At 61.0% G+C, this 25,099-nt stretch carries 22 protein-coding genes and 1 pseudogene; 17 read left to right on the top strand and 6 right to left on the bottom strand.

The genetic code is table 11. The features are described from left to right. Window positions 1–37 precede the first annotated feature (37 nt). On the bottom strand, window positions 38–1,207 hold the full coding sequence (locus G7025_RS12135; protein ID WP_181079448.1) for a zinc-dependent alcohol dehydrogenase: 1,170 nt from the start codon (window positions 1,205–1,207) through the stop codon (window positions 38–40). Then, window positions 1,207–2,040, bottom strand: a complete 834-nt coding sequence (locus tag G7025_RS12130) for an SRPBCC family protein (RefSeq protein ID WP_181079447.1) — start codon at window positions 2,038–2,040, stop codon at window positions 1,207–1,209. Before G7025_RS12130 ends, G7025_RS12135 begins: the two co-directional genes overlap by 1 nt. 363 nt (window positions 2,041–2,403) lie before the next feature. Between G7025_RS12130 and G7025_RS12125 the strand changes: the two genes are divergently transcribed. The 3 genes from G7025_RS12125 to G7025_RS12115 all read left to right on the top strand — a co-directional run bounded on the left by G7025_RS12125 (window position 2,404) and on the right by G7025_RS12115 (window position 5,709). Next, window positions 2,404–4,587 carry a PAS domain-containing sensor histidine kinase gene (locus G7025_RS12125; RefSeq protein ID WP_181079446.1) on the top strand — a complete coding sequence of 728 codons (2,184 nt, stop codon included), beginning with the start codon at window positions 2,404–2,406 and terminating at the stop codon, window positions 4,585–4,587. After that, complete coding sequence (locus G7025_RS12120; protein WP_181079445.1) at window positions 4,584–4,946, top strand: response regulator; 363 nt, start codon at window positions 4,584–4,586, stop codon at window positions 4,944–4,946. The genes G7025_RS12125 and G7025_RS12120 overlap by 4 nt, the downstream gene beginning before the upstream one ends. A 208-nt stretch (window positions 4,947–5,154) precedes the next feature. Further along, window positions 5,155–5,709 (top strand): hypothetical protein, encoded by a 555-nt coding sequence (locus G7025_RS12115; RefSeq protein WP_084376724.1) that lies wholly within the window; start codon window positions 5,155–5,157, stop codon window positions 5,707–5,709. Window positions 5,710–5,800: 91 nt separating this feature from the next. Here the strand turns inward: G7025_RS12115 and G7025_RS27050 are convergent, their stop codons facing one another. Together G7025_RS27050 and G7025_RS27045 are read right to left on the bottom strand one after the other, a co-directional pair. Then, entirely contained in the window at window positions 5,801–6,526 is a 726-nt protein-coding gene (locus tag G7025_RS27050) for a methyl-accepting chemotaxis protein (protein WP_375139333.1), read from the bottom strand. A gap of 132 nt (window positions 6,527–6,658) precedes the next feature. Then, window positions 6,659–7,414, bottom strand: a pseudogene (locus G7025_RS27045) (MCP four helix bundle domain-containing protein); the annotation flags it as partial. A gap of 158 nt (window positions 7,415–7,572) precedes the next feature. On the opposite strand from G7025_RS27045, the gene G7025_RS12105 reads away from it, so the two are divergent. Together G7025_RS12105 and G7025_RS12100 are read left to right on the top strand one after the other, a co-directional pair. After that, window positions 7,573–8,781, top strand: a complete 1,209-nt coding sequence (locus G7025_RS12105; RefSeq protein WP_181079442.1) for a multidrug effflux MFS transporter — start codon at window positions 7,573–7,575, stop codon at window positions 8,779–8,781. 100 nt (window positions 8,782–8,881) lie between these two features. After that, a complete protein-coding gene (locus G7025_RS12100) occupies window positions 8,882–9,739 on the top strand; it encodes an SDR family oxidoreductase (RefSeq protein ID WP_181079440.1) in 858 nt (285 codons plus the stop codon). Window positions 9,740–9,747: 8 nt separating this feature from the next. On the opposite strand, the gene G7025_RS12095 is transcribed toward G7025_RS12100, so the two are convergent. Together G7025_RS12095 and G7025_RS12090 are read right to left on the bottom strand one after the other, a co-directional pair. Continuing rightward, the gene (locus G7025_RS12095; RefSeq protein ID WP_181079439.1) at window positions 9,748–10,662 is read right to left on the bottom strand and encodes a site-specific integrase; all 915 of its coding nucleotides are present in this window, start codon (window positions 10,660–10,662) and stop codon (window positions 9,748–9,750) included. A 108-nt stretch (window positions 10,663–10,770) separates the two neighbouring features. Next, window positions 10,771–11,583: a M949_RS01915 family surface polysaccharide biosynthesis protein gene (locus tag G7025_RS12090; protein WP_181079437.1), complete on the bottom strand. Its 813-nt coding sequence runs from the start codon at window positions 11,581–11,583 to the stop codon at window positions 10,771–10,773. 309 nt (window positions 11,584–11,892) lie between these two features. Here G7025_RS12090 and arnC point away from each other — a divergent pair, with 309 nt between their 5' ends. From arnC to G7025_RS12030, 12 genes are all read left to right on the top strand, one after another. Further along, window positions 11,893–12,924: an undecaprenyl-phosphate 4-deoxy-4-formamido-L-arabinose transferase gene (gene arnC, locus G7025_RS12085; RefSeq protein WP_181079435.1), complete on the top strand. Its 1,032-nt coding sequence runs from the start codon at window positions 11,893–11,895 to the stop codon at window positions 12,922–12,924. Beyond that, window positions 12,921–14,912: a bifunctional UDP-4-amino-4-deoxy-L-arabinose formyltransferase/UDP-glucuronic acid oxidase ArnA gene (gene arnA, locus G7025_RS12080; RefSeq protein WP_181079434.1), complete on the top strand. Its 1,992-nt coding sequence runs from the start codon at window positions 12,921–12,923 to the stop codon at window positions 14,910–14,912. Before arnC ends, arnA begins: the two co-directional genes overlap by 4 nt. Continuing rightward, window positions 14,912–15,796, top strand: coding sequence for a 4-deoxy-4-formamido-L-arabinose-phosphoundecaprenol deformylase (gene arnD, locus G7025_RS12075; RefSeq protein WP_181079432.1), 885 nt, complete (start codon window positions 14,912–14,914; stop codon window positions 15,794–15,796). The genes arnA and arnD overlap by 1 nt, the downstream gene beginning before the upstream one ends. After that, window positions 15,793–17,448: a lipid IV(A) 4-amino-4-deoxy-L-arabinosyltransferase gene (gene arnT / locus G7025_RS12070; protein WP_181079431.1), complete on the top strand. Its 1,656-nt coding sequence runs from the start codon at window positions 15,793–15,795 to the stop codon at window positions 17,446–17,448. The genes arnD and arnT overlap by 4 nt, the downstream gene beginning before the upstream one ends. After that, on the top strand, window positions 17,445–17,792 hold the full coding sequence (gene arnE, locus G7025_RS12065; RefSeq protein WP_181079429.1) for a 4-amino-4-deoxy-L-arabinose-phosphoundecaprenol flippase subunit ArnE: 348 nt from the start codon (window positions 17,445–17,447) through the stop codon (window positions 17,790–17,792). Before arnT ends, arnE begins: the two co-directional genes overlap by 4 nt. Continuing rightward, complete coding sequence (gene arnF, locus G7025_RS12060; RefSeq protein ID WP_181079428.1) at window positions 17,789–18,190, top strand: 4-amino-4-deoxy-L-arabinose-phosphoundecaprenol flippase subunit ArnF; 402 nt, start codon at window positions 17,789–17,791, stop codon at window positions 18,188–18,190. The genes arnE and arnF overlap by 4 nt, the downstream gene beginning before the upstream one ends. Further along, complete coding sequence (locus tag G7025_RS12055; protein WP_181079426.1) at window positions 18,187–19,566, top strand: UDP-glucose dehydrogenase family protein; 1,380 nt, start codon at window positions 18,187–18,189, stop codon at window positions 19,564–19,566. The genes arnF and G7025_RS12055 overlap by 4 nt, the downstream gene beginning before the upstream one ends. A gap of 3 nt (window positions 19,567–19,569) precedes the next feature. Continuing rightward, window positions 19,570–21,192 (top strand): ArnT family glycosyltransferase, encoded by a 1,623-nt coding sequence (locus G7025_RS12050; protein WP_181079424.1) that lies wholly within the window; start codon window positions 19,570–19,572, stop codon window positions 21,190–21,192. Window positions 21,193–21,398: 206 nt separating this feature from the next. After that, on the top strand, window positions 21,399–21,632 hold the full coding sequence (locus tag G7025_RS12045; protein WP_370694729.1) for a type VI secretion system contractile sheath small subunit: 234 nt from the start codon (window positions 21,399–21,401) through the stop codon (window positions 21,630–21,632). Window positions 21,633–21,802: 170 nt separating this feature from the next. After that, entirely contained in the window at window positions 21,803–22,513 is a 711-nt protein-coding gene (locus tag G7025_RS12040; protein WP_181079422.1) for an HPP family protein, read from the top strand. A gap of 165 nt (window positions 22,514–22,678) precedes the next feature. Beyond that, a complete protein-coding gene (locus G7025_RS12035) occupies window positions 22,679–23,782 on the top strand; it encodes an enoyl-CoA hydratase/isomerase family protein (RefSeq protein ID WP_181079421.1) in 1,104 nt (367 codons plus the stop codon). A gap of 3 nt (window positions 23,783–23,785) precedes the next feature. After that, complete coding sequence (locus tag G7025_RS12030) at window positions 23,786–24,937, top strand: acyl-CoA dehydrogenase family protein (RefSeq protein ID WP_181079419.1); 1,152 nt, start codon at window positions 23,786–23,788, stop codon at window positions 24,935–24,937. The last annotated feature ends 162 nt before the right edge of the window (window positions 24,938–25,099 follow it).

Here is a 25,099-nt window from a genome sequence, read left to right as displayed (position 1 = left end):
CGCAGGCGGCGGTCGCCTGCGCCCCGGCCGTTACGCGTCAAGGCTTGAACACTGCACGCAGGCACTGATCGGTCTTTTCCTTGAACCATTGGTAGCCTTGCGCGCCGTCTTCCAGGCTCATGGGGTGCGTAAGCAGATAGGACGGATCCAGCTCGCCTTTCTGGATGTGTTCGAACAGGGTTGGCGCGTAGCGCTGGCCCGGCTGCTGGCCCGATTTCAACGTCAGCGCCTTGTTGACGATGGCGCCCATCGGGAATTTGTCGAGCAAGCCGCCGTAGACACCCACCACCGACACCGTGCCGCCTTTGCGGCAGGCGCGAATCGCTTGTCTGAGCACCGTGCCTCGCTCGGTGTGCAGCCTGAGCATCTGCTTGGCCTTGTCGTATGCGTAGTCGATCTCGGTACCGTGCGCCTCCATGCCAACGCAATCGATGCAACGATCCGGACCGCGCCCGCCGGTGAGTTCCAGCAGTGCTTCATGCACGTTGGTCTTTTCGTAATTGATCGTGACGGCCTTGCCGTGCTCCTGGGCCAAACGCAGGCGATCCGGGAAACGGTCGATGGCGATCACCCGTTCAGCGCCCAACAGATAGGCGCTGCAGATGGCCATCTGGCCGACGCCGCCACAGCCCCAGACGGCGACGGTATCGCCTGGCTGGATGCCGGCATTGTCGGCGGCGAAATAGCCGGTCGGCGCAGCGTCGGAAACGAACACGGCCTGTTCGTCGCTGACGCCCTCGGGCACCTTGAACAGGTTGACGTCGGCGAACGGCACCCGGATGTAAGTGGCATGGCTGCCGGGATAACCGCCGAAGGCATGGCTGTAACCGATGATGCCGCAGCACGGCTGGCCGTACATCAGGTCGGTAGCCGAGGGGTTGGGGTTGGAGTTGTCGCAGCAGGAGAAATCGCTGCGCTGGCACGGCTCGCAGTTGCCGCAGCCGATGATGGAGATGGTGATGACCTTGTCACCCTTGCGCAGGCCAGTGACGCCCGGGCCCACCTCGACGATTTCGCCCATGAATTCATGACCGATGATATCGCCCGGTTTCATCGCCGGAACGTAGCCGCCGAGCAGGTGCAGGTCGGAGCCGCACACGGACGACAGGGTGACGCGAATGATCGCATCGCGCGGGTTGAGGATCGACGGATCGGGGACGTTGTCGACCTGCAGTTTGTTCGGGCCTTGCCAGGTCAGTGCGCGCATCAGTGAATCCCTCCTTCGATTGCCACGCCGGTTTTCACCGTCGCGTGATCGGTGGCCACCTGCTCGGTGCTGCCGTGCACATAAAAGAAATCATCGTCGTCCTGGGGGCGCAGCCGGTTAGTACTGACCTCGCCGGTTTCCAGCTGCTGCTTTAGCGCCTGCAGGGCATTGAGCAATGCCTTGTCGCTGAACATGCTGAATGCGCGCGCCAGGCCATAGCCCACGCGCCCCATGGTCGGCTTGCAAACGACGATAGCCTTGACTTGAGTGCCTCGGCCCGCGGGCGCAGGTGTCAGCGAAACTGTGACGTCGTGCTCCCAAAGGGCGGTTCCGGAAGTCTTCCAGTGCAGCTTATCGGTCTGGGCGGTTTCGGTCTGGATCAGCGTCCAGTGCAGGCGTCGACCGCCAGGCGCGCGGATCGTCCAGCGCGTGGTACCGGGGGCTATCAACTCGACGCTGTCGATCCAACGCAGCAGCGGTCCGAGATTTTCGGGGCCGCTGATAAACGTGCGAATGTCATCCAGCGGTCGATTGATGGTAATGCTGCGCGTAATCGCCGCGCTGATCGGCCAGTGATGTTCGGCGCTCCATTGCTGCTCCAGGGGAGTTGGCGTCAACGCCTGCTTGAGCGCGCAATGACCGACGGCGCCGCGATAGACGCCATAGGCACCCGCCGCGGCCTCCAGAACGCCGGGCAAGCCTCCCGTGCGCCAGCCATGAAACAGTAGCGCGGCGCCGGTCGTGAACGAGAGCGCGCGTTCGACCGTGTTCATCGCACCGCGTTGGTCGATGTCCCGGTGTGTGTGAGTCGCTATGAGCGGATCGTCTGCCATGATGCGGTCCTCCATCGGTGTGTTTTCGATAGAAAAATGCAGGCCGTTCGAGGTTCAACTGTATTGAGTTGCGGCTGGATGAAAGGTACCGGGCGGGGCAGAGGCGCAGGGAAGCGCGCAATCATGCGCACTATTAGTATTTACCGCCATGCTGACCCGTAATCCTCAAGCTTGAAAGGATGCGTGCGATACAGGCCGCGCCACTAAGCTTTACTTAACTAACGCAACCCATAGCGATCCAGTGTCTGTTAGCCTCAGGAAAATGAAATTAATCCAAGGCATGCCGTTCCAGGACATACACTCCGTGGAGCGCCAATGGTGGTGACACCCGACGCGTCAATACAGGTGCATTGAGGATCAAGCATGTTGAAGGTCGACGAGTCCCCCGCAGACACTTGCGAACCCAGCGAGTACGACAGCCTCCTCGCGATGGGGACGCGTTCGCTCGATGCCATTCCGGGGGCTATTTACCTCTGTGACCGCGATGGTTGGCTCGTCAGGTTCAACAGCGAGGCGGCCACTCTGTGGGGGAGAACGCCTGTTCTGGGTGAACAGGGAGACCGCTTCTGCGGCTCGTATCGGCTTTACACCACCAGCGGCATGCCATTGGCGGTTGACGAGTGCCCGATGGCTTCAACGCTCAGCGCGGGCTTGTGTACGCGCAATCAGGAAGTCTTGATTGAGCGCCCGGACGGTTCGCGATTCGTAGCACTCATGAGCATTCGCACGCTGCGAGACGGGCATGGCCATATCCAGGGCGCAATCAATTGCTTTCAGGACGTGTCGGCGCACCACGCATTAGCCGAAGAACTGCGGCGCAAAAGCGCCGACCTTGAAGACTTTTTCGAAAACAGTGCCGTTGGCCTTCATATTGTCAGCGGCGAGGGCGTTATCCTGCGCGCCAACAAAGCGGAGTTGGCGCTGCTGGGCTACTCAGCGGAGGAATACATCGGTCGCCACATCACCGAATTCCATGTGGATGAGCCCGTCATCGGCGACATCCTCAACAAGCTTGGCAGTGGCGATTGCCTGAACAGTTACCCGGCGCGTCTGAGGGCCAAGGACGGCAGCATCAAACATGTCGCGATTACCTCCAACGGGCGATTTGAGGAGGGGAAATTCTTCAATACCCGTTGCTTCACCATTGACGTTACCCGTGTGTATCACGCCGAAACCGAGCGTCAGGAGAGTGATGACCGGTTGGCGGCGACTTACGAGGCGGCCACCATCGGCATTGCCGAAGCGGGAGAGGGCGGCCGCCTGCTGCGGGTCAACGACGCGTTGTGCAACATGCTCGGTCGAACTCGCGAGCAACTGCTGGCGATGACTTTTCTGGACTATACCCACCCTGACAGTGTGGAGCAGGACGCGGCTTTATATGCACGCCAGGTGGCGGGGGAACTGGACCACTACGTGTTGCGCAAGCGGGCCGTTAAGCTCGATGGCCAGCCGCTTTATCTGGATGTCTACAGCTCGTCGGTAAGAGCACCGGATGGCAGGTTCCGCTATGGCGTGCGGGTTGTCCAGGACGTCACGCTCACCCGCGAGATGGAGAATCGGATACGTGACAGCGAGCGGCACATGCGCAATCTGCTGGAGGCGTTGCCGGCGGCTGTCTATACCACCGACGCCGAAGGGCGCATTACCTTCTATAACCGCGCGGCCGTCGAGTTGTCGGGGCGCACGCCGCAACTGGGCGACCTTTGGTGCGTCACCTGGAAATTATTCAATACCGACGGCACCTATCTGCCTCACGACCAATGCCCGATGGCCGTGGCACTCAAGGAAAACCGGCCCATACGCGGCGTGGAGGCCATTGCGGAGCGGCCGGATGGCAGCCGCGTGCCGTTTGCGCCTTATCCAACCCCTCTGCACGATGCGGACGGAAACCTGATCGGCGCTATCAATATGCTGGTGGATATCAGCGAACGGAAACAGGCGCAAGAGCGCCAGAAAACCCTGATTGATGAGCTCAATCACCGGGTCAAGAACACCCTGGCCACGGTCCAGTCCCTGGCGGCCCAGACTGCACGCAATGCGCAGGATGCCAGGGAAGGGTACACGCGGTTCGAAGCCCGGCTGCTGGCATTGTCGCGGGCCCACGACCTGCTGACGAAGCAGCATTGGGGCCTGACTCCGCTCAGCGCGCTGGCCCATGACGTACTAATGCCAGTATTGGGCCAGGAGCCCGAGCGCATCCTGATCGCCGGCGATGCCATCCACGTTGATACCCGTGTCGCCCTGAACTTAACCATGACCCTCAACGAACTGGCGATCAACGCGCTTAAATACGGCGCAATGTCCACCGAGACGGGAACACTGTCAGTGCGCTGGAGCATTCAAGCGCAACCGAGTGGCGCGCTGCTGACCGTGGACTGGCGCGAACAGAACGGCCCCTCAGTCGCCACGCCGGAACGCGAAGGCCTGGGCTCTCGTCTGATGAAGCGCTGCATCGAGCGCGATTTAGGTGGTTCTTTTGAACTCGACTTCGCCCCTGAGGGCGTGCGCTGCCGCTTTTCCTTTAGGGTTGCCGAGGCTAAACCATGACCGTGTTTTCCGGAATCAGCGTGCTGCTGGTCGAAGACGAGAGTGCCATTGCCATGTTGATCGAAGAGATGCTCGAAGACTTGGGCTGCACGGTGGTTGCCTCCGTGGCCCAGCTCGCGAAAGCGCTGCAGATTGCAAAGGTACTGGAGGTCGACCTGGCGATTCTCGATGTGAACCTGGCTGGAGAACGGGTTTTTCCGGTGGCCCAGGTCCTGCGTGAGCGACACATTCCGTTCCTGTTCAGTACCGGATACGGCGCCAGCGGCGTGCCGGGGGAGTTTGCCGATTGCCCAGTGTTGCATAAGCCGTTTGCGCAGAACGACTTGGAGTTGCAAATGGCGGTGGCGTTGAAGCGTTAGGGGGCAGGTTTGTTTGATGAGCCTCTGTAGCGTGATACATGATTTAACATAATATACATTATGCGAACCTTTCTATGCGGCCTGGGGGGCTCTAGTGGTCAGATTCGAAGCCTGACGGCGCCTCCTGCTTTCAGCTTGGCGATGCTGATCACTGCGTGCTTGAATGCCGCCCGACAAACGTTGCCTCACCAATTGATGGAGAAATTGCATGTGGCTTTGCACAGAATGGAAAATCGACTGGGACGCTGTAGCTGCTGTCGCAACGGCTGCTGCTGCAATCATCGCACTTATTATCTGGAGCTTTGACAAGGCTCAAAGAAAACGTGAACGGGCCGCAAGCGCGAAGCTCCTAGCTCAGATCATGACAACACCGGTTGGAGCTACCCAGATAGAAATCGCAAAATTCAGATGCTATGTGGTGCCTTCTGATAGCGACCAAACATACTTACTGGACGTGCTAAATGATGAAAACGCCCGAAAAGATTTGGCTGCTCAAGCGTCGAAAATCACCATCGATCTACCATCTCAATTCTTAGATAAAGCTGACATCTTCAGCGAGACAGTCAACAACAGGCTTGCGAATGCATTCTCACAAGTGAACCGTCTAAAAAAGATGTCGAGCCTCCTAGCTGATCTACCAGACTCGGCGTTAGAAGAAGAAATTTCCCAGCACCTTATGGCGGTTCTCAACCAAATCAAAGAGGCGGAACAAGCCACTGCAGAAGCTTTCCAGGCTCTCTTAAAGGCTGGAAAATCCTCTTAAAGTTGAGGTCTGCTCTACCCCACCCTAATAGCTAAATAATATAACTATGCTAAATAGTCATTTAGTTGAGTTATATCAATAGGTTACGATCCTATAGCTGAAACCGGTCCACCGACTGCGACAGTTTGCCCGCCAGGTTCGACAGCTCGTCCGTCGTCGACGCGGTCTGGCCGATCACTCGACTGTTGTTCTCCGACATGCCGGCAATCATCTCCACCTGGTGAGAGATTTCATTGCTGGCCAGGCTCTGCTCACTGATGGTGCGCGAAATGTCGTGCACCAATTCCGTCGTGTTGAGAGTCGCCTGCAGGATCTCGCGAATGGCGCGCTCCACATCGGCGGTGACGGCCATGCCTTTATCCACTTGAGCGACGCCCTCCTCCATGCTGGTAACCGCTTCCCGCGTGCTTTGCTGGATGCGCCCGACCATGCTGGCGATTTCCTGGGTCGACGCACTGGTACGCCCCGCCAGGCTGCGCACTTCATCGGCCACCACTGCAAAACCGCGCCCTTGCTCCCCGGCCCGCGCCGCTTCGATCGCAGCGTTGAGCGCCAGCAGGTTGGTCTGATCGGCGATGCCTTTGATCACCTGGATGATGCTGTAGATCGCCTCGGAGTCTTTGTCGAGGGTGCGGATCACCTGGGCCGATTGCTGGGCGGAACGGGCGATCCCGTCCATGTCACTGACGACTTGATGTATGACTCGCCCACCGTCCTTGGCCAGGGCCTCGGCCTGGTTGGCCATGTCCAGTGCGTGCCCGGCGTGGCGGGTGATTTCTTCGATACTGGCGGTCATTTCGCTGGCGGCGGCGGCCATGGTGCTGGCGGCTAGACTTTGCTGCTGGCTGCTGTTGGCGACTTCATGGCAACCGTGACTCAGTTGCTCGGTGACGCCCGTGATGCCATGGGCATTGCTGCGCACCACATCGATCATGCCGCGCAGGTCACGCTGCATGGTCGCCAGGCTGCGGATCAGTGAACTGGCTTCGTCATTGCGCCGCGGCTCGGCGATGGTTTCGCTCAAGTTGCCCCGCGCGATGCCGGCGGCAATCCGGCTGGCGGACTGCAATGGGCCCATGATGCTGAGTATGACCCAACGACCTTGCGCCAGAAGCAGCAGCAAGCTGGCAGCAAGTACTGCGCCAAGGGTGAAGTTGGCGTTGCTGATCGCCTGCTGGGTGCCTATACCCGTCTGTTGCGTATGACTTTCGATGAGTTCGCTCAGGGACGCCATCTGATCTTCCAACTGGCTGAACACTTTATTGAACGACTCCAATTCACCACGTGCAGCTTCGGGATCACTCAGAGCCAGTGCGACGATACTCTCGGCGGCACTAATATAGGTGTCCAGGCTGGGCTTGATATTTTGCAGTTTGGTTTTCAGTGCCTCATCCAAGGGTAACTGGAGGTTATCCGCCAGCACCTTGCGAAAATTCTCAGCGTGCTCTTTCAACGAACTGCTGACGTCGTCCTTGCTGCTGGTGCTCTTGCCCAGTCCCACCAGCATGGCGGACAACACATCGGCGCGCAGTGCGTCGTGCATCATGTCCGCTTCCATGTGGTTACGCAGCACCGTCATGCTGACTTCATTGTCGCGTACAGCGTCGCTCATCCGTGCGTTCCCCAGATAACTGACCAGGCTCATGAGCATGGCGGTCAACAATCCGGTCCCAATCAACAGCATCAAGCGTAGTTTGATCGTCATGCGGGTATCCCTGTGCCTGGAACGCCGGTTGAAATGCCAACCGCCTGAGCGTCGTTAGTACCGTTATCGGCATCTCGTTCCTGTTATTGAAGCCTAAGTTTGCGTATCTGCGCGGATACCTTAAGCTGGCCGGCCTTTGCTCGGCCCGGAATCGCCCCATGTCTCGTCGTATTGCCCATCTCGCCCTGCTGCTTGGATTGATTACCGCCATCGGCCCATTCGCCATCGACAGCTACCTTCCCGCCCTGCCCACCCTCGGCGCCAGCCTGCGGGCGTCACCGGCGGCGGTGCAGATGAGCCTGACGGTGTTCTTTATCGTGATCGGCGTGTGCCAGTTGTTTTACGGGCCGATCAGCGATGTGTTCGGGCGCAAACCGCCGATTTACGCCGGCCTGGTGATTTTTGCCGTGGGCAGCGTCGGTTGCGCGCTGGCGCCGACGATCGAAGTGCTGATCGCGTTTCGCGCAGTACAGGCGTTCGGTGCCTGTGCCGGCATGGTGGTGCCGCGTGCCATCGTGCGTGACTTGTACACCGGCCACGAAGCGGCGCGGCTGATGTCGCTGCTGATGCTGGTGATGAGTGTTTCACCGATCCTTGCGCCGTTGGCCGGCAGCCTGGTGATTGCGCTGTGGAGCTGGCGTGAAGTGTTCGCCGTGCTCGCGGTGGTGGCCGTGCTGTGCCTGGTGATGACCGCTGTGCAACTGCCTGAAACTCACCCGGCCGAGCGGCGCCTGGGCAAGACCCTGGCCGGTGCGTTCAGCAGCTACGGCGCCTTACTGCGCGATCCGGTGTTCATGGGGTTGTCGGTGGTATGCGGCTTCGGGCTGGCCACATTCTTTGTGTTTATCGGCAGCGCACCGTTCGTGTACATAGAACACTTCGGCCTGACGCCGGCCCAATTCAGCCTGGCATTCGCCCTCAACGCCGCGTCGTTCTTCGCCATGAGCCAACTGACTGCGCGCCTCAGCGCACGCTTTGGCCTGGCCCCGTTGATTCGCGGCTCGGTCATCGGCGTGGCGGTGGTGATGAGCCTGCTGGCAATTACCACACTGTGGTCCGGCAGCCTGGCGTTGATGATGTCGCTGCTGTTTATCGGCTTCGGTTTTCTCGGCCTGCTGCTGCCGGCGGCCGGCGTGCTGTCCATGGAAGACCACGGCGCCGTGGCGGGCTCGGCCTCGGCGTTGCTCGGCGCGATTCAGATGATCACGGGCGCAGTGTGCATGAGCCTGGTAGGCGTGTTCGCCGATCACACCCCGGCGCCGATGCTGATCGGCATTGCGCTGTGTGCGGTTGCGGCGCTGATCACCGTATTGTGGACCTTGCGCCGCTTGCCGCCGCACTTGGCGAGCGCCCCACCCTCCTCCTGAGCGGTACCATTCGTCGGGCTTGGCCGGCATCCATTACAACTATCGCCGGCCATGAAACTACTAATCCCATAGCACCTTTAGAAACCTATGGAGATTGGAAATGACTGACTATCCACGCCCACCTTTCGCTCCCCAGGCGCAAAACGTGCCCGGCACTCAGAAGAAAATGGACCCGTACCCGGACTGCGGTGAACAGAGCTACAAGGGCTCCGGCCGCCTGGCCAACAAGATCGCCCTGATTACCGGTGCCGACAGCGGCATCGGCCGTGCGGTCGCTATCGCATTTGCGCGAGAAGGCGCCGACGTCGCCATCGCATACCTGGATGAGCATGACGACGCCAAGGAAACCGCGCGTTGGGTCGAAGAATCCGGCCGCCAGTGCCTGCTGCTGCCCGGTGATATCGCGCAAAGAGCCACGTGCCAGGCGCTGGTGGACAAAACCGTCGAACAGTTCGGCCGTATCGACGTGCTGGTCAACAACGCAGCGTTCCAAATGAGCCATGAAACCCTCGAGGAAATCGAGGACGAGGAATGGGTCAAGACCTTCGATATCAACATCACCGCGATGTTTCGCATCTGCAAGGCCGCGCTGCCGCATATGAAGGCCGGCAGTTCGATTATCAACACCACGTCGGTCAACTCCGACATGCCCAAGCCGACGTTGCTGCCCTACGCCGCCACCAAAGGGGCAATTGCCAACTTCACCGGCGGCCTGGCGCAGATGCTCGGCAGCAAGGGGATTCGCGTCAACAGTGTCGCCCCTGGCCCGATCTGGACCCCGTTGATCGTGGCGACCATGACCGATGAGGACGTGCAGAACTTCGGCAGCGAAACCCCGCTGGGCCGCCCCGGGCAGCCGGTGGAAGTGGCACCGATCTACGTGCTGCTGGCCTCGGACGAAGCCAGCTACATTTCCGGCTCGCGCTATGCCGTCACAGGCGGCAAACCGATTCTGTGACTGCTGCGCTACAGATCGAAGCGATCCACCGCCCGCCGCCGCTCATTGTCGTCGCGCACGTCATAGCTGGCGGTGGTCTGGATATTGGTGTGGTGCGCCAGTTTCTGTGCGATTGACAGGTCATGCTCCTCAATCACTCGCGTGATGAATGAACGACGAAAGTCGTGGGGCATGATCTTCACCCCCACCTGCTCCCCGCGCTGACGGGCAATGTAGTAAATCGCATGCTTGGTGATACGTTCCCGAGTGATATGGCTGCCTCGACGAATACGGTTGAACAGGAAGTCGTCGTCCTGCTCGCCCGGTTTTAGTTGCTGGCGGCGAAAGTCCAGCCATGCCTGCAATTTGGCAAAGGCCCAGTCCGGGGCGTATTTGACCAGTTCTCTGTTGCCCTTGCCGATCACCCGCAAACTGCGCTCGGTAAAGTCGATCTGCGCAAGGTCGAGGTTGACCGATTCCGACTTGCGCATGCCTGAACCGTAGAGAATCCCGATCACCGCGGCATCACGCAGGCCCTGCGGGCGCGGGTCGGCGGCGCAGACTTCCATCAGTTCGCGGATCAATGTGCGCCGCAGGTTGCGGCCCTGGCCCAGGCGCGTACCGGCGGCGGCCTTGACAGTGCGCATCTTCAACAGGTGTTCCTGTGTGATCAGGCTCATGCGCCAGGCTTCATTCATCACTCCGCGCACCGCGTTCACGTACAGCGACGATGTGTTCGGGGCGTAGCCGTCCTCGCGCAACGCTGCCACCAGGGCGATGACGTGCTCGGGCTGCAGCAGGTGCCAGTCGATGTCTTCCAGGTTGATGTCCTCGAAGCCCAAGCGGTCGGCGGCATCCTGCAGCACATAGCGCATGGTCAGTTGGCTCGAAGGTGCCAGGCGGGTGAGGTAGAGGGTCAGAGGGTTGCGCAGCGACTCAGTCAAAACTAATCAGCCTTTGGATTAAATAACGCGAGCAAACCATTGTTTGTTCGAGCTATTCAGTGAATTGGCGAGGGCTGAGTCTAGCGCAGGACTCGCCCTCGCACAAAATCACGGGACGGTTTCTTCATCCTCGGTCGGCTCCGGCGCCTGTGTCTGGGCCTGGCTCCACTCGCTGTCCTGTTTTTGCATCAGCGCGAACCAGTGTTTGCGCATGTAGGGCAAGTAGGCGTCCGGCGCCTTGGCGAAATCGTCCTCATCGCGGTAACAGCCCGGCAATGGCAGCTCGGTGCCCTGCTCCTTGTACTGGCTGACCAACGCCTGCTGCGCGGCCACGCTGCAGTCCTTGGGCAAGGGCATGCCACGCAATGCGCCGGCCTCTTCGTCCCACCAGGCCGCGCCGTAACGGTCGACGCCGCGCAGGCGGAATTTCTGCGACTTGCCCACGCGCATGATCAACTTGAATTCATTGGGGCTGACATCGCTGGTGCAGGTGAGCGAGTAACCGACGATGGTCTGGGTGAGGCCGTCACCGTTCAAGTCGGTAACCCGGGTGGCAGTCCGATCAAAGCGCAGGGCCGCGTCGAACTGGCAGCGCTGCACATCGTCGTAGAGCATCCATATGCGTTTGGGGCGCTTGCCGTCGATCAGGTACTGGGCCGCGTAGACAAAAGCCGTCTGGGTGCCATCGTCATCTCGCTCATTGACCTGTTCGGCCAGCACCAGGAGGTTTTTTCCCTGCTGGTCATCCCAGGTATAGGCAGCGATCTGCTTGCCGCGCACTTCGACGCCATCCGGCACCTGGTCGATGCTGGTGAGCGCCACGCCGTCATCGGCCCGCACTGTGGCGATACAGGCCACGCTCAATAACAACCCCATCAACACTGGCCGCAATTGGCCGCGTAAAAGCTGCACACTATTCATCCGAGTACCCTGGCAAGAGATGGCTTACTTTACCGGCACTTGAGCGTTGATGCAGAGAAGATTGTTTATCCAGCGGGGCTAGCTGAACCCTGGCTGTCTACCTGTCAAATAAACGAGTTTTTCATCCGGCTTTCATATTCGTTCCACATTTTTCCGCTTAACCTTAAACGCAGTACTTCATGGCAATCCGTGGTTTGCCAGTTAACCTGTTGATTGTGCTTAAGCTTTAGCGGTGCGCTAAAGCGCGCCCGTCGTGCTTCGTTGCTGTTTTCACGCTCCAAGCCGCTCTAACCCCGAGGTCATGAATCTTTGAAACCCTACCCTATTCAGTGCGTGTCGATCGTTATCCCGGTCTACAACGAACAAGACAGCCTGCCTGAGCTGCTGCGCCGCACCACGGCAGCCTGCAAGCAACTGGCCTACGCATACGAAATCATCCTGGTCGATGACGGTAGCCGCGACAACTCCGCGCAATTGCTCGAAGACGCCGCCGCAGAGGATGGCAGCAACGTGGTCGCGGTGATCCTCAACCGTAACTACGGCCAACATGCGGCAATCATGGCCGGGTTCGAGCAATGCCGGGGCGATGTGGTGATCACCCTTGACGCCGACCTGCAGAACCCGCCCGAAGAAATCCCGCGCCTGGTGGAACAAGCGGCCCTGGGCTACGACGTGGTTGCCACCGTGCGCAATAATCGCCAGGACTCGGCCTTTCGCCGCTGGCCTTCGCGCCTGATCAATCTGGCCGTGCAACGCTCCACCGGCGTGGCCATGACCGACTACGGCTGCATGCTGCGCGCCTATCGCCGCACCATCGTCGATGCCATGCTGGCCTGCCGCGAGCGCAGCACGTTCATCCCGATCCTGGCCAACGGCTTTGCCCGCCACACCACCGAGATCCTGGTGCACCACGCCGAGCGCGAGCACGGCGAATCCAAATACAGCGCCATGCGCCTGATCAGCCTGATGTTCGACCTGCTGACCTGCATGACCACCACCCCGCTGCGCCTGCTGTCCATCGTCGGTTTCAGCCTGGCGGCCCTGGGCATGCTGTTCGCCTTTGCCCTGATCGTCATGCGCCTGGCCTTCGGCGCCGATTGGGCCGGTGACGGTCTGTTCGTGCTGTTTGCCGTGCTGTTCGTGTTCACCGGTGGCCAGTTCATCGGCATGGGCCTGCTGGGTGAATACCTGGGCCGTATGTACAGCGATGTGCGCGCCCGCCCGCGTTTCTTTATTGAAAAAGTGCTGCGCAACCAACCGGCGGCACCGGCACCCGTGGTCGTCGTCGACGGCCTGGCGTCTTCCCACACTTCCACTTCTTCCGATCAGGTCCAGTCATGAGTTCAAAAGCCGTTGTATTCGCGTACCACGATATTGGTTGTGCAGGCATCGAAGCGCTGCTCGCTGCCGGTTACGACATCGCTGCCGTGTTCACCCATGCCGATGACCCCAAGGAAAACAACTTCTACGGCTCCGTGGCCCAGTTGTGCGCGCGTAACGGCATCCCCGTGCACGCTCCGGAAGACGCCAACCACCCGCTGTGGGTCGAGCGCATCGCCAAACTCAATCCGGACTACATTTTCTCGTTCTACTACCGCAATCTGCTGAGCGAAGCGCTGCTGGGCACCGCGAGCAAAGGCGCGTTCAACCTGCACGGTTCGCTGCTGCCCAAGTATCGTGGCCGCGCGCCTGCCAACTGGGTGCTGGTCAACGGCGAAACCGAAACCGGCGTGACCCTGCACCGCATGGTCAAACGTGCCGACGCCGGCGCGATCCTGGCTCAGCACAAAGTTGTGATCGAGCGCAGCGACACCGGCCTGACCCTGCACGCCAAGCTGCGTGACGCCGCCACCCACCTGCTGCGCGATGCCCTGCCGCAACTGGCCGCGGGCAAGCTGACTGAAACGGCCCAGGATGAAAGCCAGGCCACCTGCTTTGGTCGCCGCACGGCCGCCGACGGCAAGCTGGAGTGGAACAAACCGGCTGAAGAACTGTTCAACCTCGTGCGTGCGGTCACTCAGCCATACCCGGGCGCCTTCTGCGCCGTGGGCGAGCACAAGCTGATCGTCTGGCAGGCCGACGTGGTCAAGGGCAACGAAGGCCTGGCGCCCGGCCGCGTGATCAGCGTCAACCCGCTGCGCATCGCCTGCGGTGAAGATTCCCTGGTGATCAAGTTCGGCCAGCGCAACGACAACGGCCTGTACCTGGCCGGGCCCTCCCTGGCCAACGAACTGGGCCTGGTGGACGGCTCCGTGCTGCGTGGCGCCGAGTCCGGCCGCAAGCCACGCCGTACCCGCGTGCTGATCCTCGGTGTGAACGGCTTTATCGGTAACCACCTCTCCGAGCGCCTACTGCGCGACGACCGTTATGAAGTCTATGGCCTGGACATCGGTTCCGACGCCATCGAGCGTCTGCGCAGCCACCCCAACTTCCATTATGTGGAAGGCGATATCAGCATCCATACCGAGTGGATCGAGTACCACATCAAGAAGTGCGACGTGGTCCTGCCGCTGGTGGCCATTGCCACGCCAATCGAATACACCCGCAACCCGCTGCGCGTGTTCGAACTGGACTTCGAGGAAAACCTCAAGCTGGTGCGCTACTGCGTCAAGTACAACAAGCGCGTGATCTTCCCGTCGACCTCCGAAGTCTATGGCATGTGCCAGGACCAGTATTTCGACGAAGACACCTCCAACCTGGTGGTCGGCCCGGTCAACAAGCAACGCTGGATCTACTCGGTTTCCAAGCAACTGCTGGACCGCGTGATCTGGGCCTACGGTGCCAAGGGCCTGAATTTCACCCTGTTCCGTCCGTTCAACTGGATGGGCCCGCGCCTCGACCGCCTGGATTCGGCGCGTATCGGCAGCTCCCGAGCAATTACCCAACTGATCCTGAACCTGGTGGAAGGCACGCCGATCCGCCTGTTCGACGGCGGCGAGCAGAAACGCTGCTTCACCGACATCGCCGACGGTATCGAAGCCCTGGCGCGCATCATCGATAACGACAATGAAGCGTGCAACGGCCAGATCATCAACATCGGCAACCCGGAAAACGAAGCCAGCATTCGCCAACTGGGCGAAGAGCTGCTGCGCCAGTTCGAAGCGCACCCACTGCGCGGCAACTTCCCGCCGTTCGCCGGGTTCCGCGATGTGGAGAGCAAGGCGTTCTACGGCACCGGTTACCAGGATGTGGCGCACCGCAAGCCAAGCATCGAAAACGCCAAGCGCCTGCTGAACTGGGCACCGACCGTGGAAATGAGCGAAACCATCGGCAACACGCTGGATTTCTTCCTGCGTGAAGCGATGCTCGAACAGGCGGACAAGCGCTGATGCAGGCAGGTCTTCGCATCGACGTCGATACCTACCGTGGCACCCGCGAAGGTGTGCCACGGTTGCTCGAATCCCTGGATGAAGCCGGGGTGAAAGCGACGTTCTTCTTCAGTGTGGGGCCGGACAACATGGGGCGCCACCTGTGGCGCCTGATCCGCCCGCAATTTCTGTGGAAGATGCTGCGCTCCAATGCCGCCGGCCTGTATGGCTGGGACATCCTGCTGGCGGGCACTGCCTGGCCGGGCAAGCCGATCGGCCGCGACCTGGGGCACTTGATGCGCCAGGCCAAGGCCGCCGGGCATGAAGTCGGCCTGCACGCCTGGGATCACCATGGCTGGCAGGCCAACACCGGGCGCTGGAGCGAGGCGCAGTTGATCGAGCAGATTCGACGTGGCGTGGACACCCTGAGCGACATCCTCGGCGCGCGCATCGACTGCTCAGCGGCGGCCGGCTGGCGTGCCGATGAACGCGTCGTGCAAGCCAAACAAGGTTTCAACTTTCGCTACAACAGCGATTGCCGGGGCACCAGCCTGTTTCGGCCGACATTGGCTGACGGCAGCGCGGGTACGCCCCAAATTCCGGTGGACCTGCCGACGTTCGACGAAGTGGTCGGGCCGGTGGTCGCCGCCAAGGATTTCAATAACTTCATTCTTGACCGCTTCACGGCGTCGAAGCTCAACGTCTATACCATCCATGCAGAAGTAGAAGGGATTCTGATGGCTCAAGATTTTCGCCGGTTGCTCGCCCAGGCAGGGCAGCGCGGCATCGATTTCACACCGCTGGGCGACTTGTTGCCCACGGACCTCGCCACCCTGCCCCAGCAACACCTGGTGCGCGGTGCGTTGAGTGGTCGCGAGGGTTGGCTGGGAGTGCAGCAGGCATGACGCGCCGGTGGGCATTGCCCTTGCTCCTGCTGGCGTTTGGCGTGTTTTACCTGTTACCGCTGGCCACCCACGGCCTGTGGATTCCGGATGAAACCCGCTATGCGCAGATCAGCCAGGAAATGCTGCTGACCGGCAAGTGGGCCGCGCCGCACTTTATGGGTATCCGCTATTTCGAGAAACCTGCCGCCGGTTACTGGATGATTGCGCTCGGTCAGGCCATGTTCGGGCAGAACCTGTTCGGCGTGCGTTTTGCGTCGGCCTTGAGCACCGGCTTGAGTATCCTGCTGGTTTACCTGATGGCCCGCCGGTTGTGGAACGACCCGCAGAAAAGCCTGGTCAGCACTGTGCTGTACATGAGTTTCGTCAGCGTGGCGATGCTCGGTGGCTACGCCAATCTGGACCCGCAGTTCACCTTCTGGGTCAACCTGACGGGCGTAGCCCTGTGGTTCTGCTTCGCCAGCCGCACGCCGCGTGCCAGGCTGTGGTCCTGGGCCTTGCTGGGCGTGGCCTGTGGCATGGGTTTCATGACCAAGGGCTTCCTGGCCTGGTTACTGCCGGTATTGATCGCCCTGCCCTACGCCGTCTGGCAGAAACGCTCGATGGAATTGTTCAAGTTCGGCCCAGTGGCCGTGGCTGCGGCGATGCTGGTCAGCCTGCCATGGGCCTTGACCGTGCACCTGCAAGAGCCGGATTACTGGCACTTTTTCTTTTGGCATGAGCATATCCAACGCTTTGCCGGCGAAGACGCGCAGCACGCCGAGCCGTTCTGGTATTACCTGCCCTTGCTGGTGGCGTTCACGCTGCCCTGGGTTGCCCTGCTGCCGTCCAGCCTCAAACAGGCGTGGCAGGACCGGCGCCTGCCCGACACCGCGTACTTGCTGCTGTGGCTATTGATGCCCCTGGCATTCTTCAGCCTGGCCAAAGGCAAACTGCCTGCGTACATCATGCCGTGCCTGCTGCCCCTGGCTTTGCTGATGGGCTCTACCTTGAGCGACAAACTCGCTCAAGGCCGTGACCGCGTGGTACGCATCAACGGGTGGCTGAACCTGGTGATCGGCGTGCTTGCCCTATTGGCGCTCGGTTGGTTCCAACTGAAGAAGTCAGTGTACGTACAGGGTGATGAAACCCTTAGTCTGGTGCTGGTATTCACCTGCCTCGCCGGCTGGGTCCTGGTCAACCTGCTGCAAGCGGTACGCCCGGCGACGCTGTGGGCCGCACCGCTGATCGGCAGCGGCCTGCTGGTTGCGCTGGTGCCCGCCGCATTGCCCCATTCGGTGGTTTATAACAAGACCCCGGACCAGTTCATCATCGATCATGCCGAAGAACTCAAGCCTTCCATTGCGCTGTTGAGCAACGACCTGGGCGCCTCCGCGGCGTTGTCATGGCGACTGAAACGGCCCGACATCACGCTGTACAACACCTCTGGCGAGGTGAAATACGGCCTGGCTTATGCGGACACCGCTCACCGTCTGGTCGACCGCAATCAGATCCAGGCCTGGATGGCCCAAACCCGTCGCAGCGGCCCCGTGGGCGTGGTGATGCGCGTCAATAGCCAGGGTGAGAAGGAAGAACTCGCCCTGCTGCCCGCAGACGGCCAGCGGTATGCGCAGGGCAATATCGTGATCCTGATCTTCCCGCAGGTCGCGCAATGATCACCCTGCTTCTGTTACTCAGCGCCTGCCTGCTCACCTGCATGGGCCAGGTCTCGCAGAAATTCGCCGTTGAGGGCTGGCGCGAGCAGCCGGACGATTGGGCATTGAAGCTACGTTCGCCGTGGCTGTGGTCGGCCCTGCTGTGCCTGGGCTTCGGACTGTTGGTATGGCTGCTCGTATTGCAGCGCCTTGAGGTGGGCATCGCTTACCCGATGCTCAGCCTGAATTTTGTCTTGGTCACCCTGGTGGCGCGCTTTGTGTTCAAAGAGCCCATCGACGCGCGGCATTGGCTGGGCGTCGCGCTGGTGATCGCCGGTGTAGTGCTGCTGGGGCGTCAGGTATGAGCCGCGCGCGCGGGTTTGCCCTGGCCTTGGGCAGCGTCGGCCTGGTCAGCGCGGCGCAGTTGGGCATGCGTTGGAGCATGACGCGTTTACCGTTGCCCCATGAATGGCTCAATGCGCAGATCGATCTTGCAGCCCTCGGGGTGGTGTTTCTGGCGATCTGTGCCTACGCCCTGTCGATGCTTTGCTGGTTGGTGGCCCTCAAGCACCTGCCGCTGGGTCGGGCCTATTCGCTGCTGAGCATCAGCTACGCGCTGGTGTACCTGCTGGCGGCCGGCCTGCCGGTGTTCAACGAACATTTTTCGCTTTCGAAAACTCTCGGGGTGGCATTTGTCATCCTGGGTGTGCTGGTTATCAACTCTCGTCGTGCTCGCTCTACAAGTCCCAGGAATGCCCCATGAAAATCAGCGTATTTGGTAGTGGTTACGTCGGCCTGGTGCAGGCCACCGTATTGGCCGAAGTCGGTCACGATGTCATCTGCATGGATGTCGATCAAAACAAGGTCAAGCTGCTGCAGCAGGGCCATGTGAGTATCTTCGAGCCGGGGCTGGCCGCCATGGTCAAGGAGAACCTCGAAAGCGGGCGATTGCACTTTACCTATGACGAGAAACTCGCCGTCGAGCACGGTGAGGTGCTGTTCATCGCGGTGGGCACGCCGTCGGATGAAGACGGTTCGGCGGATCTGAAATACGTGCTGTCGGTCGGCGATGCCGTGGCTCGCCATCGGATCGAGCCGGTCATTCTGGTGGAAAAGTCCACCGTGCCCGTGGGCACCGGCGACACCCTGCGCGCTCATATCGACAAAGCCTTGCACCTGGCCGGCCGCAGCCTGGCGTTCGATATCGTCTCCAACCCCGAATTCCTCAAGGAAGGCTCGGCGGTTGCCGACTGCCGCCGGCCGGACCGCATCATCATCGGCTGCGAGCGCGAAGAAGTGCGCGAAGTCATGCGCGATCTGTACGCACCGTTCAACCGCAACCATGACCGCATTATCTTCATGGACCTGCGCAGCGCCGAGCTGACCAAATACGCCGCCAACTGCATGCTGGCCACCAAGATCAGCTTTATCAACCAGATCGCCGAGCTGGCCGAACACTTGGGCGCCGACATTGAAGCCGTGCGCCTGGGCATCGGCGCCGATTCGCGCATCGGCTACCACTTTATCTACCCCGGTTGCGGCTATGGAGGCTCGTGCTTCCCCAAAGACATGCGCGCGCTGATCCACAGTGCCAAGCAGGCCAACTGCTCCAGCGACCTGCTGGAAGCCGTCGAAGCGATCAACCAGCGTCAGAAGAGCAAGCTGTTCGAGCGCATCAACGCGTTCTTCAAAGGCAACCTGCGCGGCAAGACCTTCGCCCTGTGGGGCCTGGCCTTCAAACCCAACACCGATGACATGCGCGACGCCCCCAGCCGCGTGTTGATGGAAGCCCTGTGGGACGCCGGGGCCGACGTGCGCGCCTTCGACCCCGAGGCCATGCAGGAAACCCAGCGCATCTATGCCGATGAGACCCGCCTGATGCTGATGGGCACGCCCGAGTCCACCCTGGTGGGCGCCGATGCGCTGATCGTGTGCACCGAGTGGCAGCAATTCAAGGCGCCGGACTTCGACCTGATCCACCAGCGCCTGAAAACGCCGGTGATTTTCGACGGCCGCAACCTCTACGACGGTGAGCGCCTGGCGCGCAAAGGCTTCCAATACTTCCCGATGGGCCGTGGCGACTCCTGCCAATTGCCGATTCCCCAGCAACAGTGGGTGCCGCAGGTCGTGGAAGCCTGAGACGTGAACAAAACCCGATCGCCCCTGCTCAATGCCACGGTTCGCCGCCAATCCCTGGTGTTGGGGCTGTTGGGCCTGCTGTTGTTCATTGCCGGTAACTGGAACCAGACGATCATCGGTTTCGATTCGCGCTTTGTGGTGTTTGCCCAGGAAATGCTGCGGCATGGGCCGAGCTTTTTTCCCACCACCTATGGCCAGCCCTACGCCGATTACCTGGCGACGTCGACGCTGCTCACGTGGCTGCTGTCGTTGCCGCTGGGACACGTCAGCAGCTTTACCGCCTGGCTGCCCACGGCGATGGCCTCGGCGCTGATTGTGACCCTGATCTATCGCTTGACCGCCCCGTACTCCCAACGTTGGGGTTTGCTGAGCGTTGCGCTGTTGCTGCTCAGCAGCACCTTTATCAGCGAAACCCGCGCGGTGTCCCTGGACCAGATGCTCGCCGCAGTCACATTGGCAGTGTTCTACCTCGGTTACGCCCATGATCACTTCGACGCGGGCAAGCGCCTGCACTGGGTGTACCTGCTTTTGATCGTGGGGTTTGCAGTGCGCGGGCCGATCGGCCTGGTGGTGCCCACAGGCGTACTCTGCAGTTACTACCTGATCAATCGCCAATGGCGTCAGCTGTTCAGCTTTGGCTTTCTGGCGCTGGCGTTGCTGGTGGCCTGCGTGGGCCTGTTGCTGTTGCTGGCCAAGCTCAGCGGCGGCGAGACCTTCATGCAGGACGTGATCCGCATGCAGTTTCTGGGGCGCATGGATGGCAGCGAAGGGTCCAGCGGTGCGTTGTATTACTTCTCCAGCTCGCTGGGCAATTACGCCCTGGCCTACCCGATGGCATTGCTGGTACTGCTGGCGGTAGCCCTGGGCGGCAGGCAGACGCCGCAGCCGGGCTTGAAACTGGTGGGTTATTGCGCTGCCGCCGCCCTGCTGGTGCTGCTGGGCTTGTCGATTCCCCAGGCGAAAAAGGCGCGCTACGTGCTGCCTATGTTGCCCATGGCGGCGATTATCGCGGCGTACCCTTTTTACGTGACCCAAGGGCGGGCGTTTGCCTGGTTGCGGGGCTTCATGCTGGGTCTCTGGACGCTGTTGCCCGTGCTGCTGATCGCCGGGCTGGTGTTCATGCGTGCGCGCTACCCCGAGCCATTGAGCCATCTGATGCCGATAATCAGCTTACTGGCGGCATTGCAGGTGCTGGCGGTGCTGGGCTTGCTCAAGGCGCGCCTGCGCGCGACGGGTCCGGCACTGACCGCCGTGCTGGCGGTGTGGGCCACGTATATCCTGGTGGTCGAGCCGTTGGAGCGCAGCCTCTACGACACGCGCACCTTTACCCTCCAGGTGCACGAGCAGGTGATGCAAGCGCGTGCGCCGGTGGTATTGCACGGCCTGGGCAAAGACGCCAAAGCGATCAAGTACATGGTTAACCTCGATTGCGACCAAGTGCCATTGTTTACCCAGCAAGCCTCCGACCTGGCGCCGCTGCAGGGGCCGGCCTGGCTGGTGATGAGCCAGGCGGACTTCGAAGGGTTGCAGGACCCGCGTTTTCGCGGTCTTACCCCGACGCTCACCGGGGAGTTCGACCGCAACCCTTATGTGCTGCTGCACCTGAGTAAACCGTCGGCATTGTGAACCTTTACACAAAGGCCGCGAGTGCAGAAACGTCCTACGCAGCTATGCGTAATGACTGCTGTCTTTTCCCTTTCCCGCGCCTGAAACGCGACTGTAAACTCCGTGACCAATGGCGGTAATCATTTACCGCCACAGGCCATGGATAACAACAAGGACGCTATGGGCCGCAACCACTGCCGTGGTTTACTTCATGAGAGGAAAATGCCGTGCCATACGATATTTGCAATGAACTGCATGTCGGCCCCCTGCCCGTGCCGCCCCTGGATCGACTGATGGAACTGCGCGACGCCCTCGTCGCCCTCAAAGGCCCTCTGGCCAGTGAACCCGCCCTGCAGGAGTGTCTGCGCAAACGGCTCTTCAACGAAGAAACCGACAGCCGCGTACTGGGTGAACGCAATACGCCGCTGGCCAGTGTCATCTGTTCGATTCCGTTCGGCTGACACCGCTTCAATCCAATTTTTTTGTATTTAACCCTCATTAATATGCATTGGCGCTGAACGAAGCCCCACGGCACACTGCTCGCGTTCCTGCCCAGCGGCAGGAGCGTCCAAAGACTTTTCCGGGTGACCAGACGAGTCTTTTTTTTGCCCGCCGTTTATGGATCTCATCAATGCTTGCTCGCTGGTTCCCCGCTGCTATCAACACCCGCCCTTCGGAATGGAGCCGCGCCGCCATCGGCATGGCGCTGGGCACCCTGTTCAGTGTCTGGCTGTGCGCCCAAGTCTTTGGCATGGATGTCGCGTTGCACCTGCTCGGCCCGTTGGGGGCGTCAGCGGTGCTGCTGTTCGCCGTGTCGTCCGGTGCGTTGGCGCAACCCTGGTCGATCATCGGCAGTTACCTGTGCGCCGGCGTGGTCGCTTTATTAGTAGCCAGGGTACTGGGCCGCACCCTCGGCGGCGCCTGCCTGGCGGCCGGCATGAGCGTGGTGCTGATGTGCTGGTTGCGCTGCCTGCACCCGCCGGCGGGTGGCCTGGCCATGACGCTGGTGCTGGCGGATCCGGCCTCTGCGGCACTTGGCTGGCAGGAGCTCGGTGCGGTACTGATGGGCGCCGGTGCCTTGCTCTGCTGCGCGCTGGCCTACAATAACGCCACGCGCACGCGTTACCCCAAGGGTGCGGTGGAGGCACCCGCAGCGATCCTGCCCGACCCGAATGCCACACGCGATGCCGCCGTCACCGCTGCCGACCTGAAGCTGGCACTGGCTGAAATGGAGCAATTCTATGACGTGGCTCCCACCGAGCTGGAGCAGTTGATTCACGCTGCGGAAGCTCACGCACGGCGCCGCAGCGTCGGCCAGGTACTGGCCAGCCGTGTGCCCTGACGGGCATAACGTCGGGCGGGCTGTCCCGCCCTCCCGGCGTGTGCATAAATGCAGGAACGACCTGCAGGATTCACGGTTGTACTGGGCAAATTTGCGCTGGTAGGATCGCGGGATGGTCCGTCTGCGGACCTCTTGATAAAGAACAATAAAAGCAGGGAGTTAGAGATGACTGCTCAGGTTTCATCCGAAGCAAGCCGGGCTGATGCGCCTCAGGACGAGGTGCTCGCCGAGGTTCGTAACCATATCGGGCACCTTACCCTCAACCGTCCCGCCGGTCTCAATGCCATTACCCTCGACATGGTCCGCCACATGACCCGGCAATTGCAGGCCTGGGCGGACGATCCCGAGGTCCATGCCGTGGTCCTGCGCGGCGCTGGCGACAAAGCCTTCTGTGCCGGCGGCGATATTCGCTCCCTCTACGACAGTTTCAAAAGCGGCGACACCCTGCACCAGGATTTTTTCGTCGAAGAATATGCGCTCGACCTGGCCATCCACCATTACCGCAAACCGGTGTTGGCCTTAATGGATGGCTTTGTGTTGGGCGGCGGCATGGGGCTGGTGCAAGGCGCAGACCTGCGCGTAGTCACCGAGCGCAGCCGCCTGGCAATGCCGGAGGTGGCGATCGGTTACTTCCCGGATGTGGGCGGCAGCTACTTTCTGCCGCGTATTCCCGGGGAGCTGGGCATTTACCTCGGCGTGACCGGGGTGCAGATCCGCGCGGCGGATGCACTCTACTGCGGCTTGGCAAATTGGTACCTGGACAGCGCCAGGCTTGCCGAGCTCGACCAGAAACTCGACCGCCTGCAATGGCATGACGCGCCGCTCAAAGACCTGCAAGGCGTGTTAGCCAAGCTTGCCGTGCAACGGCTGCCGGACGCGCCGCTGGCGGCGCTGCGTCCGGCCATTGACCATTTCTTCGCCCTGCCCGATATCCCAAGCATCGTCGAGCAATTGCAGGCCGTCACCGTGGCCGACAGCCACGAGTGGGCGTTGAACACCGTGCACCTGATGCAGACCCGATCCCCCCTGGCCATGGCCGTAACCCTGCAGATGCTGCGCCGTGGCCGCCGTCTGCGGTTGGAACAATGCTTCGCGCTGGAGTTGCACCTGGACCGTCAGTGGTTCGAGCGTGGCGACCTGATCGAGGGCGTGCGTGCCCTGATCATCGATAAGGACAAGTCCCCGCGCTGGCATCCGCCGACGCTCCAGGCGTTGGATGCCGCGCATGTCGACAGCTTCTTCCACGACTTCGAGCAGGTTGCGAAATAACTCATGCAAGACATTGAATACACAGAAGAACAAGTGATGATTCGCGACATGGCGCGCGACTTTGCCCGCGGTGAAATCGCCCCCCACGCCCAGGCCTGGGAGAAAGCCGGCTGGATCGACGATGACCTCGTGGCGAAAATGGGCGAATTGGGCCTGCTCGGCATGGTCGTGCCCGAAGAATGGGGCGGCACCTACGTCGATTACGTGGCCTATGCCCTGGCCGTGGAAGAGATATCGGCAGGGGATGGCGCCACTGGCGCACTGATGAGTATCCACAATTCAGTGGGTTGCGGGCCGATCCTCAACTACGGCAGCGAGCAGCAGAAACAAACCTGGCTCGCCCAACTGGCCAGCGGCCAGGCGATTGGCTGCTTTTGCCTGACCGAACCCCAGGCCGGCTCGGAAGCGCACAACCTGCGTACCCGTGCCGAGCTGCGCGACGGCCAATGGGTGATCAATGGCGCCAAGCAATTCGTCAGCAACGGCAAGCGGGCCAAATTGGCCATCGTGTTTGCGGTGACCGACCCGGCGCTGGGCAAAAAAGGCATTTCCGCGTTCCTGGTGCCCACCGACACGCCGGGCTTCGTGGTGGACCGCACCGAGCACAAAATGGGCATACGCGCCTCCGATACCTGCGCCGTCACCCTCAACCACTGCAGCGTGCCCGAAGCCAACCTGCTCGGCGAGCGCGGCAAAGGCCTGGCCATTGCGTTGTCCAACCTCGAAGGCGGCCGTATCGGCATCGCCGCCCAGGCCCTGGGCATCGCCCGTGCGGCATTCGAAGCGGCGCTGACTTACGCCCGTGAGCGCGTGCAGTTCGACAAGGCAATTATCGAGCACCAGAGCGTGGCCAATCTGCTGGCGGACATGCAGACCCGCCTCAACGCCGCGCGCCTGTTGATCCTGCACGCCGCGCGCCTGCGCAGCGCCGGCAAGCCCTGCCTGTCGGAAGCGTCCCAGGCCAAGCTATTCGCCTCGGAAATGGCCGAAAAGGTCTGTTCCCAGGCCATGCAGATCCATGGCGGGTACGGTTACCTGGAGGATTACCCGGTGGAGCGCTACTACCGGGATGCGCGAATCACGCAGATTTATGAAGGGACCAGTGAGATTCAACGGATGGTCATCGCCCGCGAACTGAAAAACTACCCGTTCTAAATACGCCATGTGGGAGGGGGCAAGCCCCAATGCCAGTCAGTTAAGGAGGAACACTGTAACTGTGGTAATGGAATGGACGCCCCCTTCCTAACGGCATCTATGTGCCAAAGTTAAAGTGTTATCCACACTTAGCGGAAGGGAGCGTCCTCATGCAGATTACGA

Source organism: Pseudomonas lurida (assembly GCF_013522705.1).
Classification (GTDB): Bacteria; Pseudomonadota; Gammaproteobacteria; order Pseudomonadales; family Pseudomonadaceae; genus Aquipseudomonas; species Aquipseudomonas quebecensis.
This window is presented reverse-complemented; position numbering and strand designations above follow the sequence as displayed.

Excerpts from the sequence above, each read along its gene's own strand:
- G7025_RS12135 (WP_181079448.1), bottom strand. The coding sequence starts at position 1,207 with ATGCGCGCACTGACCTGGCAAGGCCCGAACAAACTGCAGGTCGACAAC.
- G7025_RS12130 (WP_181079447.1), bottom strand. The coding sequence starts at position 2,040 with ATGGCAGACGATCCGCTCATAGCGACTCACACACACCGGGACATCGAC.
- G7025_RS12125 (WP_181079446.1), top strand. The coding sequence starts at position 2,404 with ATGTTGAAGGTCGACGAGTCCCCCGCAGACACTTGCGAACCCAGCGAG.
- G7025_RS12120 (WP_181079445.1), top strand. The coding sequence starts at position 4,584 with ATGACCGTGTTTTCCGGAATCAGCGTGCTGCTGGTCGAAGACGAGAGT.
- G7025_RS12115 (WP_084376724.1), top strand. The coding sequence starts at position 5,155 with ATGTGGCTTTGCACAGAATGGAAAATCGACTGGGACGCTGTAGCTGCT.
- G7025_RS27050 (WP_375139333.1), bottom strand. The coding sequence starts at position 6,526 with ATGGCCGCCGCCGCCAGCGAAATGACCGCCAGTATCGAAGAAATCACC.
- G7025_RS12105 (WP_181079442.1), top strand. The coding sequence starts at position 7,573 with ATGTCTCGTCGTATTGCCCATCTCGCCCTGCTGCTTGGATTGATTACC.
- G7025_RS12100 (WP_181079440.1), top strand. The coding sequence starts at position 8,882 with ATGACTGACTATCCACGCCCACCTTTCGCTCCCCAGGCGCAAAACGTG.
- G7025_RS12090 (WP_181079437.1), bottom strand. The coding sequence starts at position 11,583 with ATGAATAGTGTGCAGCTTTTACGCGGCCAATTGCGGCCAGTGTTGATG.
- arnA (WP_181079434.1), top strand. The coding sequence starts at position 12,921 with ATGAGTTCAAAAGCCGTTGTATTCGCGTACCACGATATTGGTTGTGCA.
- arnD (WP_181079432.1), top strand. The coding sequence starts at position 14,912 with ATGCAGGCAGGTCTTCGCATCGACGTCGATACCTACCGTGGCACCCGC.
- arnT (WP_181079431.1), top strand. The coding sequence starts at position 15,793 with ATGACGCGCCGGTGGGCATTGCCCTTGCTCCTGCTGGCGTTTGGCGTG.
- arnE (WP_181079429.1), top strand. The coding sequence starts at position 17,445 with ATGATCACCCTGCTTCTGTTACTCAGCGCCTGCCTGCTCACCTGCATG.
- arnF (WP_181079428.1), top strand. The coding sequence starts at position 17,789 with ATGAGCCGCGCGCGCGGGTTTGCCCTGGCCTTGGGCAGCGTCGGCCTG.
- G7025_RS12055 (WP_181079426.1), top strand. The coding sequence starts at position 18,187 with ATGAAAATCAGCGTATTTGGTAGTGGTTACGTCGGCCTGGTGCAGGCC.
- G7025_RS12040 (WP_181079422.1), top strand. The coding sequence starts at position 21,803 with ATGCTTGCTCGCTGGTTCCCCGCTGCTATCAACACCCGCCCTTCGGAA.
- G7025_RS12035 (WP_181079421.1), top strand. The coding sequence starts at position 22,679 with ATGACTGCTCAGGTTTCATCCGAAGCAAGCCGGGCTGATGCGCCTCAG.
- G7025_RS12030 (WP_181079419.1), top strand. The coding sequence starts at position 23,786 with ATGCAAGACATTGAATACACAGAAGAACAAGTGATGATTCGCGACATG.